We start from the raw sequence: 16,689 nt of genomic DNA, 5'->3' as shown, positions 1-16,689 counted from the left end.
CATAGTAATCGAAATCAAGAAAAGCGTTTTCAGATACAAGTTATGTAGTAAATAGTAAGGAGTGTTTTCTCGTGGCAATGGATTATAGCAAGGTTGCCGATCGCGTGATCGCCGATGTCGGTCGCGACAATCTGGTAGCCGCAGCGCACTGTGCTACTCGTTTACGTTTAGTCCTCAAGGACGACACGAAAGTTAACCAAGCAGCCTTGGACAAGGACCCTGACGTTAAGGGGACTTTCAAGACCAACGGCCAATACCAGGTTATCATCGGGCCTGGTGACGTTGACAACGTCTACGCCGAATTGATCAAGAAGACCGGCTTGAAGGAATTGTCAACCGACGACTTGAAGGAGGTTGCCGCTTCTGGCAAGAAGGTCAACCCAGTGATGGCCTTTATCAAGCTGCTGAGTGACATCTTCGTTCCAATTATCCCTGCCCTGGTTGCGGGTGGTTTGATGATGGCCCTCAACAACTTCCTGACTAGCCCAGGCTTGTTCAACCCAACTAAGGCATTGATTCAATTGAATCCTGCCCTTAAGGGGATTTCCGACATGATCCAAGTCATGTCAGCCGCTCCATTCATGTTCATGCCAGTCCTGGTCGGCATGTCTGCCGCCAAGCGCTTTGGCGCCAACGAATTCCTTGGCGCGGCCATGGGCTTGATCATGACTACTCCTGCCTTGGGCGGGGCTGCTAAGTACTGGAACATCTTCGGTCTGCACGTATCGCAAACCAACTACCAATACCAAGTTATCCCAGTCCTGGCTGCCATCTGGATCCTGTCCATCTTGGAAAAGTGGCTCCACAAGCACCTGCCTTCAGCAGTTGACTTTACCTTCACCCCACTGATCTCTCTTCTTTTGACTGGCTTCTTGACCTTCGTTGTCGTTGGGCCAGTGATGAAGACCGTTTCCGACTGGATCACCAACGCCTTCGTCTGGCTGTACAACACCGCTGGCTTCGTCGGCATGGGTCTGTTCGGTCTTTGCTACTCAGCCATCGTTATGACTGGTCTTCACCAATCATTCCCAGCCATCGAAACCCAATTGCTGACTGCCTTTGCCTCAGGCAAGGGGGCCGGGGACTTTATCTTCGTCGTTGCCTCAATGGCCAACGTTGCCCAAGGTGCCGCAACCTTCGCTATCTGGTTCTTAACTAAGGACAAGAAGATGAAGGGTCTGTCATCATCAGCCGGTGTCTCAGCCCTGCTGGGGATCACCGAACCAGCCCTCTTCGGGGTTAACCTGAAGTACCGCTTCCCATTCTTCTGCGCCCTGATCGGTTCAGGCGTCGCATCAGCATTGGCCGGCCTGCTCAAGGTTGAAGCCGCTGCCCTCGGTTCAGCCGGCTTCCTGGGCTTCCTGTCAATTTACCCAAAGACGATCCCAATGTACGTTGTCTGCGAACTCGTTTCCTTCGCGGTTGCCTTCGCCTTGACCTTCCTCTACGGGAAGAAGAACATGAAGGAAGAAGTTGCCGTAGTTGACGCCGCAGACGAAACTGCAACTGAAGAAGTTCCAGCTGAAGCTCAAGCCGAAGCTTCCAAGGTTTCAGCCGTTAAGGACGAAGTTATCGTTGCTCCTGTAGACGGCAAGTCAGAAGACCTTTCACAAGTCAACGACGAAGTCTTCTCACAGAAGTTGATGGGTGATGGCGCGGCCATCGTCCCAAGCGACAACACCGTCTACTCACCAGTAACTGGCGTCGTTTCAGTTGCCTACAAGACTGGCCACGCCTACGGCTTGAAGTCTGACGATGGTGCCGAAGTCCTGATCCACATCGGTCTGGACACGGTCAACCTGCAAGGCAAGCACTTCAAGTCCTTCGTAACCCAAGGCCAGCACGTCAATAAGGGCGACAAGCTTGGCGAAGTTGACCTTGACGCCGTCAAGAAGGAAGGCTACGACACGACCGTGATGGTTGTGATTACCAACACCAACGCCTACACTGACGTTGACCGCGTTGAAAGCGACAGCGTCAAGCATGGCGACAGCCTGGTAGCCGTAGCGGCCCACTAAGACTGACCGATTCTCATACTTGAATTTCTTTCTTCAAAATATTAATAAAAGAGTCATCCGCGTCACTTAAGCGGGTGGCTCTTTTTTCTAACAGAAATAAGTTTTTGTAACATTTGCTTCTTGCATTAAAGCTGTTACCTGTTTTAAGATTTATAGAAAAGAAAAGGTTACAGACAAAGCAAGTTAAACGGAGAGGTAACGACTATGACATTAAGAGTTGGAATTTTAACTTCCGGCGGCGACTGCCAGGCCTTGAACGCGACCATGCGCGGCTTGGCCAAGACGCTCTACAATTGCGTCGACGACGTTGAAATCATCGGCTTCAAGAATGGCTATTACGGCCTGATGCATGAAAAATACGTCAAGATGCAGCCAAAAGACTTCTCAGGCATCATCGACCAGGGCGGCACCATCCTTGGTACTTCCCGTCAGCCATTCAAGTACATGCGCGTCATCGATGACGGCTTTGACAAGGTCGCTGCCATGAAGAAGACCTACAAGAAGCTGAACCTGGATGCCTTGGCCGTTTTGGGCGGCAACGGGTCTTTGAAGTCAGCCAACATGCTGGCCCAAGAAGGCCTGAACGTGATCGGGCTGCCTAAGACCATCGACAACGACACCTGGGGCACTGACTACACCTTCGGCTTCCAAAGCGCCGTAGACGTCGCGACCCGCTACCTGGATGACATCCGCACCACGGCCCAGTCCCACTCCCGGATCTTCGTCGTTGAGGTCATGGGCCACAAGGTCGGCCACATTACCCTGCACGCTGGTCTGGCCGCCGGCAGCGACATCATTCTTTTGCCAGAAATCCCTTACGACCTGGACGTCATTGCCAAGAAGATCAAGCAGCGCGAAAAGCAAGGCAAGAACTTCACGGTGATCGCCTGTGCTGAAGGGGCCATCTCCAAGGAAGACGCCAAGCTGCCTAAGAAGAAGTACAAGGCCAAGGTCGCTGCCAGAAACGGGCAGTCAGTCGTCGTTGGCCTCGGTGAAGACCTCCAGAAGCTCTTCCCAGCCAAGGAAGTCCGGACCGCGGTAATCGGCCACGCCCAACGCGGCGGCGCCCCTGACGCGTACGACAGAGCCATCTCAACCCGCTTTGGGATTGAGGGTGCCCGCTTGATCATGAACCGGTCATTTGGCCGGCTGGTCGTCTTAAAGCGCGGCGAAGTCGACTCCATTGCCCTGGAAGACACCGCCGGCAAGCTGGCCTACGTCGATCCTGAAGGCAAGACCGTCAACAATGCCCGCCTGATGGGCGTTACCTTCGGTGACAAGTAGCTCCAACCAGTAAAAAAGGCCGCATTGACTCACTTACGTGAGCTAATGCGGCCTTTTTTGTGGTGCATGCGGCTTTTCGGGAACAGCTGGCACGTGGATTTTTGGTTTGATACGGGAGCTTTCTTATGCTCTAAAAGCCAAAATATGGTTCACATGGAGCCGATAAAGTTGCTGCCAGACCAATAGACTATGCCTAAAAAGATTGCCCCAGCAAGCAGGGCTTCAACTGTTAAGCCCCGTCTATGACTGACCCAGCCATAGACAGCTAAGCCAATGGTCACTCCAGCAACCAGCAGGACGAGAATCCCCACGAATGATGAAATCGGCACAGCGCTCACCCTCTTTTCTCATTGCATACACTTTTAATTTGCGATACCAGCAAGTTTTGGGCCAATTCTTATGTTTAGGATTTCCTGACCATGCATAACATCCTCCAAATAAAATAGATTATTTTTTGGTTAGATTGTATATCTACTTTTTAATAAAATCAACATTTTGAATAATCTCTCCCCACCGAAAAGTACCCAACTGCAGCTCTTGGAACAAAAATTCCCAGCCAAACAAAAAAGGAGCGCCTCATCGAGAGACAGCTCCTTTTCTGTTTAAAACTAGCAATCTAAATTCAATTCTATTCTTGGACTTACTTAAGCAATTCGCTGATTGCGTCTTGGAATGATTGAGCTGAAGCTTCAGCAGTTTCAATGTCCTTCTTGTTGACGCCAACGTAAGCCTTAATAACTGGTTCAGTACCTGATGGCCGCAGGGCTACCCAAGTTTCATCTTCCAGGAAGTACTTCAAGACGTTTGACTTAGGGAAGCCAGTCAATGGCGTTTCCTTGCCGTCTTCAAGCGTTACTTGTTCTTGGTAGTCTTCAGTCTTAACTACCTTGACCCCGTTGATTTCAGTCAAATGCTCGCTACGCAGCTTGCTCATCAATGCGGCCATCTTCTTTTGACCGCCAATCCCTGGCATTTCAATTGCCCGGGTGATTTCGTAGGCCACGCCGTACTTCTTCCAGATTTCTTGCAAACCGTCAAAAACAGTCATGCCGTGGCTAGCGTAGTAGCTGGCCACTTCGGCGAACATCAAAGCCCCTTGCATGGCGTCCTTGTCACGGGCAAATGGCTGGAAGAGGTAGCCGTAGCTTTCTTCAAAGCCCATCAAGAACTTGCCGTCGTTTTCCTTCTTCATTCTGTCGACTTCTTCGCCGATGTACTTGAAGCCAGTCAAAACTGACTTGGTCTTGATGCCGAAGTCCTTGGCGATCTTGAATGGCAGAGCGCTGGAAACGATGGAAGTTACGATTTCGTAGTCTGGAGTCAGCTTGCCTGATTCCTTCAAGTTTTGAAGCAGGTAGTATGACATCAAAGTGGCAATTTGGTTGCCAGTCAAGACTTGGAAGTCGCCCTTGTCGGTTCTTACGCAAGCCCCCATCCGGTCAGCGTCCGGGTCAGTAGCCACGATCATGTCGGCCCCGATTTCGTTGGCCAGTTCTACGCCAGGGTTGAAGACGTCACGGAATTCTGGGTTTGGCTTCTTGCAAGTCGGGAATTCTGGGTCAATGATGGCTTGACTTGGAACTGGCACCACGTTGGTGAAGCCGCCTTGACGGAAGGCCCGGTCGTACAGCATCTTCCCCGTACCGTGCAACGGCGTGTAAACGATCTTCAGCTTGTCAGCATTTTCCTTGATCATTTCCTTGTTCACGTTGACCGTGTCCAAAGCCTTCAAGTAAGCTTCGTCAACATCTTCGCCGATCAATTGCAAAGTGCCTTCGGCACGCAGCTTCTTGACTGGAGCAGCCTTAACGCTGAAGATGTCTTCAACCTTTTGCGCGTAAGCAAAGAGGCGGTCGGCGTTTTCAGGACCCATTTGGGCACCGTCTTCGCCGTAGGCCTTGTAGCCGTTGTATTGCTTTGCGTTGTGAGAAGCCGTGATGTTGATCCCGGCAAAGGTGTGCAGGTAGCGAACGGAGAATGACAATTCTGGCGTTGGGCGCAAGTCGTCAAAGAGGTAGACGTGAATGCCGTGGGCACCCAAAACGCGCGCCGCGTGCATGGCCAATTCGCGTGAGTTGTAGCGTGAGTCAAAGGAAATAACGACCCCGCGCTTCTTGGCTTCTTCCCCGTTTTCATCGATCAAACGGGCCAAGCCTTCAGTGACGCGGCCAACCGTAAAGAGGTTGATCCGGTTGGTCCCTGGTTCAAGCAGGCCACGCATGCCGGCAGTCCCGAAGTTGATGTCTTGACCAAAAGCGTCTTCAATCCACTTGTCGTCTTGGCCAAGTTCTGCCAACTGGTCAGCAAGCTCTTCTGGCAAAGGTGCTTTCTTCCATTGTTCATAGACTTCTTTTGCGTTCATTATTTTCTTTCTTCCTTCTCCATCATATCTGCTTTCTTAAGCAGAAAATCTTTCTTAGCTATTACTTCTTGATCAAGAAGATCACGTACTAGATCGGCGATCATCTCAGGCAAGCAGTAGGTTCTCATTTCACTCGCGTCGAGATCCACGTCTTCATTAGTCCGATTATAGCAATAAACAACGATTTCACGATCATTATAACGCACTAAGGCGTTGATTCCTAACCGAATCTTCACAAAGCCAACTTTGCCGCTGACAAGCGCGGGGTTGGCCTTGCGGGCGCTGGCCAGCATGGAGACCGTCTCCTCCAGGAAATGGCTTTCCTTACCCCATGGGAAGCAGCGCCGGTTGTCCGGGTCCTTGCCCCCGATCAGCCCGGCTTCATCGCCGTAGTAGATGCAAGGGACCCCAGGAGCCGCGAACATCAAGCCAAAGGCCATGGCTACCAGTTCTTCATCGCCCCCCAGCACGGTCTTGATCCGCTCCGTGTCGTGGGTGCCGATGTTGTTCAGGCAATTTTCCAAAAAGGCCTTTGGGTAGTTTTCCACTAATTTTTCCAAGTCGTTCATGGCAGAAATTTCGCCGGCCTCATCCTTGGCCTGCAAGAGGTTGATGATCAGGTTCCGCATTGGGTAGTTCATCACCCCAGTCAGGTTGTCCCCAGCCATGTAAGGGCGAAATTCGCTGTTGACGAACTTGTGGGAGGCGTCTTCCCAGACTTCCCCAATGACCAGCTGGCAGTTTTCTTTCTGCAGGCGGTCGCGGATCGCCCGCAGGAATTCCATCGGCAACTCGTCGGCCACGTCCAGCCGCCAGCCGTCAACCTGCATCTTGGTCCACTTGGCCAAAACGCCCTTAGGACCAGTGATGTAGTTGACGTACTGCTTGTTGTGCTTGTTGACCTCAGGCAGGGTCGTCACGCCCCACCATGACTGGTACTTGTCCGGGTAGTGGATAAAGTTGAACCAGGAGAAGTAGTCGCTGTTCTTGTCCTGCGTGGCCTTCAAGAAGTACTTGGAGTCAGCCCCGACGTGGTTGAAGACCCCGTCTAAAATCAAGTGCATCTTGTTGTCGTGCAGGGTCTGGATCAGCTCCTGCAAGTCCTGCTCCGTCCCCAGCATTGGATCAATTTTCATGAAGTCCTGGGTGTCATAGCGGTGGTTGCTGGAGGACATAAAGATTGGGTTCAGGTAGATGACCGTTACCCCAAGCTTCTTGAGGTAAGGCACCTTCTGGGTAATCCCCTTTAAATTGCCTCCAAAGAAATCCCACCGCGCTATTGCTCCGTGCTCATCCTTGATGTAGTACGGGGTGTCTTCTGGCGTGGCATACAGGAAGCTGTTCTTCTTGCGACCCGTGATCTCCCCGTGGGGGTTGCCGTTGTTGAAGCGGTCCGGAAAAATCTGGTAGACCACCCCCTGGGTATACCACGGCTCCTGTGGCACCTGCCGGTCATAGCAGGTGAGCTGGAAGGTACGGACATCAGTGCTGTCTTGGGTGAGCTCTGCCTCCCCAAACTGGTCCCTGGCCCGCTGCAGGAAGTAGTATTGGTTGTTCTGCTTGATGTTGAAGTAGTAGTAGTACAAGCCCGAGGTTCCGATGCGAATGCTGGTCTCATACATCTTCGTCTCTGAATTGTAGGTCATCGGGTAGGCCATATCGTCTTCGTTGATCTTCGTCAGCCAAAGCGTGACCTCCTGAACCTCTTCATCAATCGCCACGGACCACTTGACGCTGGTCCCGGCTTGAATTGCCCCAAAGGGCTGCCTGTATTTTCCGTCCCAAGAATTAAAAGTAGCTTTCATTGATTGTCTTTACTTACGATTGCGTGTTAACTTTTTCTACTAAATTAGGCCTTGTCCTCGATCTCAACCTTGTCCAGATGCCAAATTTCGCTAGCATAGCGTTCGATGGTCTTGTCAGAGTCAAAGCGTTCTGAGTGAGCGATGTTGACCAGGCTCTTTTGGGCCCATTGCCGCTTGTTCTTCCAAACCTTTTCCGCCAAGTCTTGCGCGTGCAGGTAGGCTTCAAAGTCGGCCAGAACCAGGAATTGCTCGTTATCGCCCAGGAAGTTGTCGTAAAGGGCGCGGCCTTCACTTTGGCAGCCAGGAATGGTGCCATCAATCAAGGCATCGACCGTCTTCTTCATGACTGGATCCTTTTCGTACATGTCTCTTGGGTGGTAGCTGTGGTTTGCGTAATACTTGTAGACCTCGTCCTTGTCCAAGCCAAAGGCGAAGATGTTTTCGCTGCCGACGGCATCCTTGATTTCAATGTTGGCTCCGTCCATGGTAGCGACGGTCAAGGCCCCGTTAGCCATCAGCTTCATGTTGGAAGTACCTGAGGCTTCCTTGGTAGTGGTAGAAATCTGTTCGCTCAAGTCAGCGGCTGGAATGATCTGCTCAGCCAGGGAAACGTTGTAGTTTTCCAGGAAGACGACCTTCAGCTTGTCGCCGATTTCCGGGTCATTGTTGACCATATCGGCAACTGAGTTGATCACCTTGATGACTTGCTTGGCGAAGACGTAGCTAGGAGCAGCGATGGCCCCAAAGATGACCACGCGCTTAGGGTGGCTGATGCCGGCCTTCAAGTCTTGGTAGAGCTTGATGACGTGGAGCAGCTTCAAGGTTTGGCGCTTGTAGGCGTGCAGGCGCTTGACCTGGACGTCAAAGATGGCGTCTGGGTCAACGACAATGCCGGTCTTTTCCTTGATTACCTTGGCCAGCTTCTTCTTATTGTCAGCCTTGATCTTGGTCAGGCTGCTCAAGGTTGCCGTGTCGTGGTAGTACTCTTCGAACTTCAGCATTTCCTTGGAGTCATAGCGCCACTTGCTGCCAATGGTCTTGTCCAAAAGCTTGGCCAGTTCCGGGTTGGCAATTTGAATCCAGCGGCGCAGGGTGATCCCGTTGGTCTTGTTGTTGAAGCGGTCTGGGTACAACTCGTAGAAGTCGTGCAAGACTTCGGTTTCCAGCAATTGGGTGTGCAAGGCGGCAACCCCGTTGACTGAGTGCGAGCCGATGATGGCCAGGTGGGCCATGTGGATCTGGTTGTCCTTGATGATGCGGGTTCTGTCGATCATGCCGCCGTCAACCTTGCCTTCAAGGGATTCAACGTAGCGGCGGTCAATTTCCGTGATGATGTCAAAAAGTCTTGGCAAGAGTTCCTTGAACATGTTGACGTCCCACTTTTCCAGAGCTTCCGCCATGATGGTGTGGTTGGTGTAGCTCATGGTCTTTTGGGTAATGTCCCAGGCAGTGTCCCAGTCAACGCGGTGCTCGTCAACGAGCAGGCGCATCAGTTCAGCAACCGCCATCGCTGGGTGGGTATCGTTGATGTGCACGGCCACGTACTTAGGGAACTCTTCAAAGTTGGTTCCCTTCAAGTCCTTGACGAAGTAGTTGACAATGCTTTGCAAGCCGGCCGAAACGAAGAAGTATTCCTGCTTCAAGCGCAGCAGCCGCCCGTCATAGTTAGAGTCATCCGGGTAAAGGATTGAAGTCAAGTCTTCAACCTTGCGCCGGTCAGCAATTGATGGGTAGTTCAATTCGTCCTCTGGCGCGATTTCCGCGTCCCACAGGCGCAAGGTGTTGGCCAAGCCGTTGCGGTAGCCAACCATGGCCACGTCATAAGGAACGGCCCGCACGATTGAAGCCCCATCGTATTGCGGAGTCATCCAGCCGTGGTCGTCAACCATGTTGTAGTGGCCGCCAAAGCGCACCAATACCGACTTGCTTTCACGTCTGACTTCCCAGTAGTCACCTTGCTGCAGCCAGTCGTTCGGCAACTCCTTCTGGTAGCCGTTGACGAACTTCTGCTTGAACAGACCGTACTTGTAGCGCAGGCCGTTCCCGTTGCCGGCATAGCCTGTTGAAGCCAGTGAGTCCATGAAGGCCGCGGCCAAGCGGCCCAAGCCCCCGTTGCCCAAGGCCATGTCCGGCTCAATCGCCGCGATCTTGTCAAAGTCCAGGCCCAGTTCCTTCATGGCCTCTTTGACAGTGTCCAGCCAGCCCAAGTTAAGCAGGTTGCTCTTCAAAAGCGTGCCTGGCAGAAATTCAATTGAGAAATAATAGGTTTGCTTGTGCTGGTTAGTGGTTTCCGCGATCCGGGTCCGGCGCCACTTGCTGGAATAGCCATCGCGCACAATTGAACAGATACATGCAAAAATGTCTTCATCAGAAGCTTGGCTCAAGTTTTCTTCAAAGTGGCGGTCAAGCTTTTCCTTCAAACGCTTCTTAAATTCTTCTTTAGTTAAAGTCACTTTTCAGTTTCCTCTTTAATCCTAATGCTCGTAGTTGCAGCCTAGCCCAGCAACTCGCCGTACATCCATTGGTACTTGCTTGCTGAGTTCTTCCATGAGAAGTCTGACTTCATCGCGATCCGCTGGCACTTAGCCCACTTCTCCTTCTCGTGGTACAGGTCCAGCATCTTCTTGATGGCCTCGACCATTTGATAGCCGTTGAATTCACGGAAGCCGAAGCCGTCGCCTTCATTCTTGGTCTTGTCATAAACCCAAACGGTATCGGCCAAACCGCCAATTTGGTGAACGATTGGCAAGGTCCCGTAGCGCAGGGCGATCAATTGTGACAGGCCGCAAGGCTCAAAGGCTGATGGCATCAAGAAGGCATCCGCGCCGGCATAGATCTTTTGCGCCAGCTTGACGTCAAAGGCCAAGACCAGCTTCAGCTTGTCCTCGTGCCGAGCCGCGATTTCACGCAGTGCGTTTTCATAGTATTGGTCACCATTGCCCAAGATCACGACTTGCACGTTGAATTGCAGGATGTTGTCCAATTCTTCCAGCAGCAATTGGCAGCCCTTTTGGGCCGTCAAGCGGGTAACCATGCCGATCACTGGAACATTGGCAACAACTGGCAATCCGACCGTCTTTTGCAGGTCGTTCTTGTCGCGCCGCTTGTGCTTCAAGTGGTTGACGTCATAGCGCACCTTGATGATTGGGTCGGTGGCCGGGTTGTACTTGTCAAAGTCAATCCCGTTCAGAATCCCGTTCAGCTTGTAGCTGACGCTGCGCAGGATGCCGTCCAGCCCTTGGCCAAATTCAGGGGTTTGGATTTCTTCAGCGTAAGATGGGCTGACCGTCGTTACCCGGTCAGCGTACAGAATCCCGGTCTTCATCCAGTTGACGTCGTTGTTGAAGCGAACCGTGCCGTTGTCGAACCATTCATAGCCCAGGCCGAAGAAGTTTGGCAGGGTTTTGGCATCATACTTGCCTTGGAATTCCAGGTTGTGGATGGTCAAGACGGTCTTGATGCCGCTGTAGGCGGAGACGAAGCCCCACTTTTCCCTTAACAGGAATGGGATAAATGAAGTGTGGTAGTCATTGCAGTGCAGGATGTTTGGAATGAAGTTGTAGCGCTCCATCATCATGATCACGGCTTGCTGGAAGAAGGCGTAGCGTTCGCCGTCATCGTAGTAGCCGTAGATGCCTGGCCGCTTGAAGTAGTATTCATTGTCAATGAAGAAGTACTTGACCCCGTTCATTTCCAAAGTGAAGATCCCGCAGTACTGGTCGCGCCAGCCAACTGGCACGTAGAAATTGCCTTGGTAGACCAGCTTCTCGCGGTACTTTTCAGGAATGTCCTGGTAAAGCGGCAGGGCCACGCCAACTTCGTCGCCATCCTTGGCCAATTGGTTAGGCAGGGCGCCCATCACGTCACCCAAACCGCCAGTCTTGAAGAATGGCGCGCATTCAGCTCCGACAAATAAAATTCTCACGTTTGCTCCTCCTAATCCAAAATAAAGTCCTTGTCAACGACAGTCCCCTTCTTGATGACGACTGGGCTTTCAGGCTTGCCTTTAATGGTTACGCCCTTTTCAACGACAACGTTCTTGTCGAGGATGGCGTATTCAACCTTCGCCCCGCTCTTAATATGGTCGCCAGCCATCAAGATTGAGCTTTCAACTTCGGCTTCCTTGCCAACCACTACTCTTCTGGAAACGACGCAGTTGTGCAGTCCGCCCTTGATCTTGCCGCCAGTGGCGATCAAAGTGTTCTTGACTTCAGAGTCCTTGTCGTAGTAGGTGCCGACTTCGTTTCTGATTCTGGTGATAATCTTCTGGTTGCCGTAAAGCAGGGAGTCGCGCTTGTCCTTCTTCAGCATGTCCATGTTGGCTTCGTAGTAGCTGGAAATGTCGTGAATGCTGCGCAAGTAGCCGGTGTACTCGTAGGCGTTGGCCTTTTCTCTGACGGCCAATACTGACAATCTTTCGGAGATGTCGTATGAAACCCCGCTCTTTTGCGCCTTGTCCAGTTCGTTGATCAGCCAGTCGGTGTCCATCACGTAAACGTTGGCTGAAAGGTTGAATGGACCTTCGCCATTCAGTTCAATGGCTTCATGGCTGGCAGCCACCACGTTGTTGTCGCTCAAAACAAAGGTGCGGTCGTCAGCGGCAATATCACAGCGGTTGACCCGCTTGAAGACCGGGGTAATGTGGTTGCCATTGCTTTGGTGGAAGTGCAGGACTGCCTTCAAGTCAAAGTTGGCGGCCATCTTGTTGCCGATGAAGACGGTGTATGGGACGTTGCAGGTCTTCAAGAAGATGATCAGGTCGTCAAAGTACTCTTCCCCTCTTGACCGGCGGGCCATCAAGTTCTGGTAGAAGTCCAGGTACTGGTAGGAGCCAATCGTGTCCATCCCCCATTCCTTACCGCCACCCCAGTGGTCCAGGTATGATCTGACCTTTTCCTGACTGATCAAGGTGTAGAGTTGGGTGATCCCGGAGTTGACGATGCTTGAAAGTGGGAAGTCCATCAAACGATATTTGCCGGCAAATGCTAAAGTTGACAAAGCTCGTTCATCAGTCAAAGGCTTTAATTGGCTGTATTCGTGCTGATTACTAAAGATTGCGCACATCTTACTTGTTTTCATTTGGTAACACTCCGATCTTTTCATGGTTGCCGACTACAGCAATCTTCCCATCTTCTTCTTCAACGACTGAACCATCGCCGATGATCGCGTTTTCGCCGACGATTGCCTTCTTGATCTTGACGTTCTTGCCGATCTTTGCCCCAGGCATGATGACTGAGTCTTCAATAACTGAGCCGCGCTGGACGTCAACATTGCCGGAAATAATTGAGTGCTTGATCGTCCCGTCAATGTAGCAGCCATCCACGATCATTGAATTTTCGACATCGGCGTTGTCGGTAATCATTTGTGGCGGGTCGATCGTGTTCTTGGAGTAGATCCGCCAGCTGCGGTCATCCAGGTTCAGGCCGTCAGTGCCGTCCAGGAATTCCATGTTGGCTTGCCACAAGGAGTCAATGGTCCCAACGTCCTTCCAGTAGCCGGAAAATTGGTAAGAGAAGACTCTTTCATCGCTCTTCAGGTAGTACGGAATGACGTTCTTCCCGAAGTCGACCATGTCATCGGCCGTTGCGAAACCAGCAGTCAAGACCTCACGCAGCCGCTTCCAGTTGAAGATGTAGATCCCCATTGAAGCGTGGTTTGACTTTGGCTTGGCTGGCTTTTCTTCGAATTCGATGATCCGGCCGGATGAGTCGGTGTTCATGATCCCGAAGCGGGGTGCTTCTTCCCAAGGCACGTCGATTACGGCGACCGTCAGGGAAGCGTGGTTCTTTTCATGTTCTTCGAGCATGTCATCGTAGTCCATCTTGTAGATGTGGTCCCCGGAAAGCACCAGCACGTATTCCGGATCCTGGCTGTCGATGTAGTCGATGTTTTGGTAGATGGCGTGGGCCGTGCCTTCAAACCACTTGGAGCCGCCATTGTCAGTGTATGGCTGCAGAATCGTGGCTGAAGCGTTCAGGCCGTCCAGCCCCCATGAAGAACCATTGCCGATGTGGTTGTTCAAGCGGAGTGGTTCATATTGCGTAATAACGCCGACGTTGCGGACGCCAGAATTGGCACAGTTGCTCAGCGGAAAGTCGATAATCCGGTACCGACCCCCGAATGGTACGGCTGGCTTGGCCTGATTCGCGGTCAGCTTGCCAAGTCTAGTCCCTTTGCCGCCGGCTAAAATGATACCTAGCATTTTTGTACTCATGGTAAGTTCCTTCCCTACATTTCTCATCTCTCGCGTCCAAGCTACTTGCCGTGCTTCTTGGAACGCTTTCTCTTGATAGTAACCTTGTCAGGCTGCAGAATCATGGCACTGAATCCTGGGAGATCCACAGTGATCTGGTAGTCATAATTCTTGAATTTTTCTTCTCTGGTCTTGACCTTCTGCGGCTTGGCCGTTGACGAGCCGCCAAACTCTGCCCAAGCTGAGTTCAAGACTTCTTTATATGAGCCCGGATATGGGACCCCGATTGAGAAGCTCTTGCGCTCAACTGGCGTGAAGTTCAGCAAGACAATGACAAAGTCGTGCCGTACCTTCCCTTGACGGATAAAGGACAAGACTGACTGATCCCGGTTGTCGGCATCAATGATTTCAACGGAGCGTTCTTCCTGCTCCAATTGCCACAGGGCTGGCTCGTTCAAGTAGAAGTGGTTCAAGCTCCGATTGAACTTCAGCATCTTGGCGTTGAAGTCATCGCTCAATTCAGACCATTCCAAGCCTTCCTTGTAGCGCCATTCCAGATATTGGCCGAATTCCCCGCCCATAAAGAGCAATTTCTTGCCCGGGTAGGTCATCAGCAGGGTATTCAGATTGCGCAGCTGGTCAAATTGGGCCGGCCGGTCGCCGAACATCTTGTTCATCAGGCTCCGCTTGCCGTGAACGACTTCGTCGTGCGACAAAGGCAAAATGAAGTTCTCGCTCATGCGGTACATGAAGGAGAAGGTCGACAGGTTGAAGTTGTCCTTTCTGAACAATGGGTCCATTGAGTAAAAGGTCAAAATGTCGTTCATCCAGCCCATGTTCCACTTGTAGTCAAAGCCCAGGCCGCCGTCTTCCACCCGGCCGGTAATCTTGACTTGGGCTGAGCTTTCCTCAGCGATCAAGAGCCGCTCTGGGTGAATTCCCTTCAAGGTCGTGTTGAACTTGTGGAGGAATTCGATCCCTTCAATGTTCCGGTTGCCGCCGTACTGGTCAGGCGTCCATTCGCCCGGTCCGCGGTCGTAGTCGCGGTACAGCATGTTGGAGACCGCGTCGACCCGCAAGCCGTCTAAGTGGTAGTAGTCCAGCCAGAAGAGGGCACTGGAGAGGAGGAAGGATTGAACTTGCGGCTTCCCCAAGTCAAAGTTCAAAGCCCCCCAGCCCTTGTTTTCAGCGCGCCACTTTTCGCTAAACTCATAGGTCGGCGTTCCGTCGTAGTAGGCCAGAGCATCATTGTTGATGCAGAAGTGGCCTGGCACCCAGTCCGTCAAAACCCCGATGTTTTCCTTGTGGCAGGCTTCCACGAAGTCCTGCAGGTCTCTTGGCTGCCCATAGGCGTGCTCCAAGGCAAAGTAGCCAATCGTCTGGTAGCCCCAGGAGGCGTCCAGCGGGTGCGCCGTCAGCGGCAGAAACTCAATGTAGTTGAAGCCCTGCTCCTTAACGTAAGGAATCAGTTCCTTCTGCAAGTCTTTCAACGTATACAGGGAGCCATCCTCATGCTGCTTCCAGGAATTGACGTGCACCTCATAAATGTTGATTGGCCGCGCGAAGTGGTTTGACCGCTTGTGCCAGCCAAACCAGGCGCCGTCAGTCCAATGCTTGGGCTCATGATTCACGATCACGGCAGCATTGCCAGGACGCTTTTCAAATTCCAGCGCCAGCGGATCGATCTTCATGATCTCCTTGCCAGATGCCTGCTTGACCAGGAATTTGTACAGTTGGCCAACCTGGGCCTGGTCGCTGTATGCTGACCAAACCCCATAAGCATCCTTGGACATTGGCAGACTCTTATCCCAATTATTGAAGTCGCCGACCAGCCAGACTTGCTGGGCATGTGGTGCCCAGACTCTAAAGGTATAGCCATTCCCATCAGCATGGCAGCCTAAGTAATCTTGCAAATGCAGCTCATTGCCGTTTACAAAATTCTGGAGATGTTGATCCAGCTCGTCCATTTCATACCCCACTTTCTGTTTCAAAAAATCTCGTTCTTCCTATAACTCTATTAAATAAATCACAAATTGCTGTAAGCGGTTTTCGCTCACTTACATTATAATGCATTTCGGAATTTTTTCACTATCTAAAATCATTTTATTAAAAAGAATAAAATTAGCGCCGACTTTGATCCCATCTAAGACGGTGCTTAACGTAAATTTCTTAAGGAAATTGCGAATATCGTTTTTTAGCATTAAAAGGCTTTTGTTTTTGTATATATAGCCTTTCATTTTCTTATTTATTTTTCACAGTATTGAAAATACGAACGTTAAGCGCTTTCGGTCGGTCAGCCCTGTTTTCACATAGACTTGGCTGAGTCCTTGTTGTTAGCGCTTTTACGCATGTGATTCGTATGATGGTCTTGGGCCAGCTTTAGCTTCCACTCGGCAAATTTTTTTGGCCCAAGCAGCGAATTGGTCTATTTTTGCGGGCGTGCTAAGCAAAAAAGGATGCCAGTTGAGACTGGCATCCTTAGAGCTAAGTTTAATCTTTAGCACATTTTTACTCTTTTTTAAAAGCGTTAGCAAAATTACAAGTTTTTTGCCCCTTTAGCGGCTAAAAAAGCTTTTATAGATAACAAAAAGGAGCAAAAGCCAAAAAATTACGACCGGAATGGCGTAATACCATTTCTTGGGCTTGCCGCCAGCCCACACCCCGGCACTCGCTTTCCGGCAGCGATCCCAGACTTCAGCTGGGATCAGCTTGCAAGTCAAGGCTGCCAAGGCCGGCAGGATGAGCAGGTCATCCAGGTAGCCCAAGACCGGTATAAAGTCCGGTACCAGGTCAACCGGCGACAGGGCGTAGGCCACGGTGATGGCCGCCAGCAGCTTGGCGACCAGTGGCATGGCCGGATCCTTCAGGGCCAAGGCCAGGGCCGGCAGGTCCGGCTTGAGTTTTCGGGCCGTCTGCTTGAGTTTGTTCATGCTTGCTGCTTGCCCCTTTCTTTGCTGATTCAAGACAGATTGCTGAAACAACTATAACACGCCGGCAGACAAAGTGGTGGCTTTTGCTCACCTTTTA

At 51.6% G+C, this 16,689-nt stretch carries 11 protein-coding genes; 2 read left to right on the top strand and 9 right to left on the bottom strand.

Annotated elements, in window-relative coordinates; all coding sequences use genetic code 11:
• Positions 1 to 77 precede the first annotated feature (77 nt).
• On the top strand, positions 78 to 2,018 hold the full coding sequence (locus FYJ62_RS04115; RefSeq protein WP_154548018.1) for a sucrose-specific PTS transporter subunit IIBC: 1,941 nt from the start codon (positions 78 to 80) through the stop codon (positions 2,016 to 2,018).
• A 204-nt stretch (positions 2,019 to 2,222) separates the two neighbouring features.
• Positions 2,223 to 3,302 carry a 6-phosphofructokinase gene (locus tag FYJ62_RS04110; protein ID WP_154548016.1) on the top strand — a complete coding sequence of 360 codons (1,080 nt, stop codon included), beginning with the start codon at positions 2,223 to 2,225 and terminating at the stop codon, positions 3,300 to 3,302.
• A gap of 149 nt (positions 3,303 to 3,451) precedes the next feature.
• Here FYJ62_RS04110 and FYJ62_RS04105 read toward each other — a convergent pair whose 3' ends face one another.
• From FYJ62_RS04105 to FYJ62_RS04065, 9 genes are all read right to left on the bottom strand, one after another.
• Positions 3,452 to 3,631 carry an acylphosphatase gene (locus FYJ62_RS04105; protein ID WP_154548014.1) on the bottom strand — a complete coding sequence of 60 codons (180 nt, stop codon included), beginning with the start codon at positions 3,629 to 3,631 and terminating at the stop codon, positions 3,452 to 3,454.
• Positions 3,632 to 3,942: 311 nt separating this feature from the next.
• Positions 3,943 to 5,664 carry a phospho-sugar mutase gene (locus FYJ62_RS04100; protein ID WP_154548012.1) on the bottom strand — a complete coding sequence of 574 codons (1,722 nt, stop codon included), beginning with the start codon at positions 5,662 to 5,664 and terminating at the stop codon, positions 3,943 to 3,945.
• Positions 5,664 to 7,469, bottom strand: coding sequence for a glycoside hydrolase family 13 protein (locus FYJ62_RS04095; protein ID WP_154548010.1), 1,806 nt, complete (start codon positions 7,467 to 7,469; stop codon positions 5,664 to 5,666). The genes FYJ62_RS04100 and FYJ62_RS04095 overlap by 1 nt, the downstream gene beginning before the upstream one ends.
• A 44-nt stretch (positions 7,470 to 7,513) precedes the next feature.
• Positions 7,514 to 9,922, bottom strand: coding sequence for a glycogen/starch/alpha-glucan phosphorylase (locus FYJ62_RS04090; protein ID WP_326831991.1), 2,409 nt, complete (start codon positions 9,920 to 9,922; stop codon positions 7,514 to 7,516).
• 41 nt (positions 9,923 to 9,963) lie between these two features.
• A complete protein-coding gene (glgA, locus tag FYJ62_RS04085; RefSeq protein WP_206989456.1) occupies positions 9,964 to 11,394 on the bottom strand; it encodes a glycogen synthase GlgA in 1,431 nt (476 codons plus the stop codon).
• 11 nt (positions 11,395 to 11,405) lie between these two features.
• On the bottom strand, positions 11,406 to 12,548 hold the full coding sequence (gene glgD, locus FYJ62_RS04080; RefSeq protein WP_195837387.1) for a glucose-1-phosphate adenylyltransferase subunit GlgD: 1,143 nt from the start codon (positions 12,546 to 12,548) through the stop codon (positions 11,406 to 11,408).
• Positions 12,535 to 13,683, bottom strand: a complete 1,149-nt coding sequence (locus tag FYJ62_RS04075) for a glucose-1-phosphate adenylyltransferase (RefSeq protein WP_154548008.1) — start codon at positions 13,681 to 13,683, stop codon at positions 12,535 to 12,537. Before FYJ62_RS04075 ends, glgD begins: the two co-directional genes overlap by 14 nt.
• Before the next feature lie 41 nt (positions 13,684 to 13,724).
• Positions 13,725 to 15,629 carry a 1,4-alpha-glucan branching protein GlgB gene (glgB, locus tag FYJ62_RS04070; RefSeq protein ID WP_154548109.1) on the bottom strand — a complete coding sequence of 635 codons (1,905 nt, stop codon included), beginning with the start codon at positions 15,627 to 15,629 and terminating at the stop codon, positions 13,725 to 13,727.
• Between the two features lie 588 nt (positions 15,630 to 16,217).
• The gene (locus FYJ62_RS04065; protein ID WP_154548006.1) at positions 16,218 to 16,592 is read right to left on the bottom strand and encodes a YkvA family protein; all 375 of its coding nucleotides are present in this window, start codon (positions 16,590 to 16,592) and stop codon (positions 16,218 to 16,220) included.
• Positions 16,593 to 16,689 lie beyond the last annotated feature (97 nt).

It is taken from the genome of Lactobacillus porci (assembly GCF_009695985.1).
Lineage (GTDB): Bacteria > Bacillota > Bacilli > Lactobacillales > Lactobacillaceae > Lactobacillus > Lactobacillus absianus.
Note: the sequence above shows the minus strand (reverse complement) of the source record. Positions and strands in the feature narration are given on the sequence as shown.

What these genes read in the sequence shown, in the direction of transcription:
- glgB (WP_154548109.1), bottom strand. Translation starts at nt 15,629, where the DNA reads ATGGACGAGCTGGATCAACATCTCCAGAATTTTGTAAACGGCAATGAG.
- glgD (WP_195837387.1), bottom strand. Translation starts at nt 12,548, where the DNA reads ATGAAAACAAGTAAGATGTGCGCAATCTTTAGTAATCAGCACGAATAC.
- FYJ62_RS04100 (WP_154548012.1), bottom strand. Translation starts at nt 5,664, where the DNA reads ATGAACGCAAAAGAAGTCTATGAACAATGGAAGAAAGCACCTTTGCCA.
- FYJ62_RS04115 (WP_154548018.1), top strand. Translation starts at nt 78, where the DNA reads ATGGATTATAGCAAGGTTGCCGATCGCGTGATCGCCGATGTCGGTCGC.
- FYJ62_RS04095 (WP_154548010.1), bottom strand. Translation starts at nt 7,469, where the DNA reads ATGAAAGCTACTTTTAATTCTTGGGACGGAAAATACAGGCAGCCCTTT.
- FYJ62_RS04075 (WP_154548008.1), bottom strand. Translation starts at nt 13,683, where the DNA reads ATGAGTACAAAAATGCTAGGTATCATTTTAGCCGGCGGCAAAGGGACT.
- FYJ62_RS04065 (WP_154548006.1), bottom strand. Translation starts at nt 16,592, where the DNA reads ATGAACAAACTCAAGCAGACGGCCCGAAAACTCAAGCCGGACCTGCCG.
- FYJ62_RS04110 (WP_154548016.1), top strand. Translation starts at nt 2,223, where the DNA reads ATGACATTAAGAGTTGGAATTTTAACTTCCGGCGGCGACTGCCAGGCC.